Origin of the sequence: Gilliamella sp. B2717 (genome assembly GCF_026536675.1) — a bacterium.
Taxonomy (GTDB): Bacteria; Pseudomonadota; Gammaproteobacteria; order Enterobacterales; family Orbaceae; genus Gilliamella; species Gilliamella apicola_I.
This window is the reverse complement of the sequence record NZ_JAFNNQ010000068.1, coordinates 1-2674: the sequence shown is the minus strand read 5'-3', so window position 1 is coordinate 2674 and position 2674 is coordinate 1. Positions and strand designations below refer to the sequence as shown.

Below are 2674 nucleotides of genomic sequence, written 5' to 3'. Positions count from 1 at the left end.
TTCTGATTGGTAGCCTGATTATCTAGTATTTTATCCTTAGTCTCTTTATAATTTCCACCACTTTGCTCGACATTTCCTTTGCCGTGTTGCTTTTCTAAAGATGTTTTGTTTAATGGTTTGCTGGCACCCGTCCCCTTTCCAGCATTCTATTTACTGAAAAAAGGTTAAGCCAAGCTATGCGGAGATATTCTGCTTACTTTTGATGGTTGATAAATTGGAATTGATTAACACTATAACCAGTAATATGATTGTTAGTATTTTGATATTTTATGTTGCTGTTCGCAATAACTACCTTACTACCTGCATTATGTCCATCATCGCTAAATCTAAAAATGTCACAGAGCCTCGCCATAAATTTTTTATATAGCTAAATATCCTATTTTTTATCAATAGGTTATTATCCTTAATCATTATAATTGTTCTGCTTATAATTGATACTAAAGCCAAGAGTAAAATATGACCCCAGCTCAATACTGGGGATAATATTTGAATGTTCAGTATCCAGAACAACACGAGAAATATATTTAGAATAGATATCATCACCATATCTACACTGGTATTTTAGCTAATAACTCATTAACCTTATCTGTATCCTCTGGGTGAAGCTGTAGATACTTTTCACAGGCTAATCTAACATAATGATAACAAGTTTTTTCACTAACAGTTACCGTATCTTCTTCTGTTGGCGGATAACCAATTGCAAACTGAACCCCCTCAAAATGTTCTTCTTCATAATAACTATTCATATCAGGGAAATTGCAATACACACCATCCTGTATAAAAGATTCTTTTTGAATAATATTTTCGATAGCATTTAGAAAATAGCCATCATTATACATAAGATCAAAGTAATTTTTTATAATACTACTAGGTTTTGAAATACTAAGAGGTCTCTCAAACAGATGCTTATTTAGCTGTGAAAACCCATCTGTTTCAATATTTATAGAATCTTCCAAAATATACTCCTCAAATATTTATAATATACTATTTCGGGTGAAAATTAGTAACGGTACCGGTTTTAGGGTCTATATAAACCCTAAATGTTACTCCTCCGGCAGTCGCATTATATGCTCTTTCCCCTCGAGCGATTGCTTGCTTATAACCACTAGATGCTGCTTGTTGACCAAGTTCTAGCATTTTTTGATCTGTAAATATCTTTGGGTCATAAATTGTCTTTGTAAATGGTTTCGAACCATTACCTTTATAATCCCCAGTGAAGTTTCCTGCTCTATCTTTCGCAGGTATTTGATACTCAATCTTAGTAATGCCTGGAGTTCCTGTCGGTGTCTCATTCAAAATTTTAACATTATTTTGCTTAGCTGCATCATAAAAAGCATTAGCATTATGCCCACCTGAAATACCATTTTGACTAAATTTATCCACAGTTGCTAAATGCTTTGGTTGCTCAATATTAAAACTAATACCATCTGGAGTTTTGACTATTGTAGTCCCCTTTCCAGCATTAATCTCTTGTTCTTTTTTTACATGGTCACCAAATTTGCTACTTTCGTTGGCTTTCTGGTTGGTAGCCTGATTATCCTGTATTTTATCATTAGTCTCTTTTGACCATTAAGGGGAGATGGCTGGTGCAATTCGGCTTTTATGTAGGCTGCCCTGTTATCATTAAGATTGAACAGGGCAAGTTAATTATTGAACTTGAAGCAAGTTTAAAAAGTAATAAAAGCTCCGTCGTTTAAATGCTCGTAGTAACTTAGGCAATCATTCGTCGATAGTTGATATGTTAAATCTATATTTATCAGGAAGGCAGCGGGGATAACTATCCAATATTACTCCCCAAGGAGTAAATTCTAAATAAAATTTACCGCTATTCCATAAACAGAGCTTACAGAGAACAAATATTTCTTTTAAGTGATTACACATTTCATTGTCATTTTCAGAATGCGCCTCATCCAAAACGGTTTCAAGATCATCCATTAACATATTAATATCTTGGGGCTCTTTAAATACAGAAGATGAAGCATCATCAATATTCCATAGTATTTTAAATTTTCCTGACTCACCTTCTCTTTCTAAGTAACGCCCATTATTTTCGTGAAACGTTCGATATAATACTAAATCATCATCTTCATTATTTTCACGGATTTTTTTTAAATTAATCAGAGTCATAGTTATCCTTTTAAATTACAATTTACCCGGAAATGTGTTTATCAAATTCCCTTTCCTATCAGTGATAATAGTTATAACCGAAGTTTTATTTCCACTTTGATCAAAGCCTATTGGTTTACCTACATCCACTTGTCGTACAAATTTATTTGTTTCGACCTTTCCTCCTATTTGAATTGGATTATAAACAGGTTTATTAACAATATCAGGGCGTTGTAAAAGTGTTTTAACTTCATCATTTCCAATTAGAAAGCGACTTTTATTTGGAACAGAGCTATCAGCACCATGTTTCCCCATGGCATACTCAAAACCTCTAATTTTTCCATTATCATAAGTCACATTTGCAACATTGACCCGAGATTGTGCCACTCCAGGTAAATCTGGAGTCACAAATTTATTTTTATCTATAATGATTTGAGTTGCATTCGTTCCCTTTCCAGCATTAATCTCTTGTTCTTTTGCTACATGTTCACCAAATTTGCTACTTTCGTTGGCTTTCTGATTGGTAGCCTGATTATCTAGTATTTTATCCTTAGTCTCTTTATAATTT

General features: G+C 33.4%; 4 protein-coding genes and 1 pseudogene. 1 reads left to right on the top strand and 4 read right to left on the bottom strand.

Going from position 1 to position 2674, the window contains the following annotated elements:
- Positions 1-548 precede the first annotated feature (548 nt).
- Both cdiI and J3U35_RS06655 read right to left on the bottom strand, forming a co-directional pair.
- Entirely contained in the window at positions 549-956 is a 408-nt protein-coding gene (gene cdiI / locus J3U35_RS06660; protein WP_267360385.1) for a ribonuclease toxin immunity protein CdiI, read from the bottom strand.
- A 28-nt stretch (positions 957-984) separates the two neighbouring features.
- Positions 985-1410 (bottom strand): CdiA family toxin C-terminal domain-containing protein, encoded by a 426-nt coding sequence (locus tag J3U35_RS06655; protein ID WP_324101260.1) that lies wholly within the window; start codon positions 1408-1410, stop codon positions 985-987.
- Positions 1411-1562: 152 nt separating this feature from the next.
- Here J3U35_RS06655 and J3U35_RS11625 point away from each other — a divergent pair, with 152 nt between their 5' ends.
- On the top strand, positions 1563-1697 hold the full coding sequence (locus tag J3U35_RS11625) for a SymE family type I addiction module toxin (RefSeq protein ID WP_416380689.1): 135 nt from the start codon (positions 1563-1565) through the stop codon (positions 1695-1697).
- A gap of 22 nt (positions 1698-1719) precedes the next feature.
- Here the strand turns inward: J3U35_RS11625 and J3U35_RS06650 are convergent, their stop codons facing one another.
- Together J3U35_RS06650 and J3U35_RS06645 are read right to left on the bottom strand one after the other, a co-directional pair.
- Complete coding sequence (locus J3U35_RS06650; protein WP_267360383.1) at positions 1720-2127, bottom strand: hypothetical protein; 408 nt, start codon at positions 2125-2127, stop codon at positions 1720-1722.
- A 15-nt stretch (positions 2128-2142) separates the two neighbouring features.
- Positions 2143-2674, bottom strand: a pseudogene (locus J3U35_RS06645) (hypothetical protein); the annotation flags it as partial.

Excerpts from the sequence above, each read along its gene's own strand:
- J3U35_RS06650 (WP_267360383.1), bottom strand. The coding sequence starts at position 2,127 with ATGACTCTGATTAATTTAAAAAAAATCCGTGAAAATAATGAAGATGAT.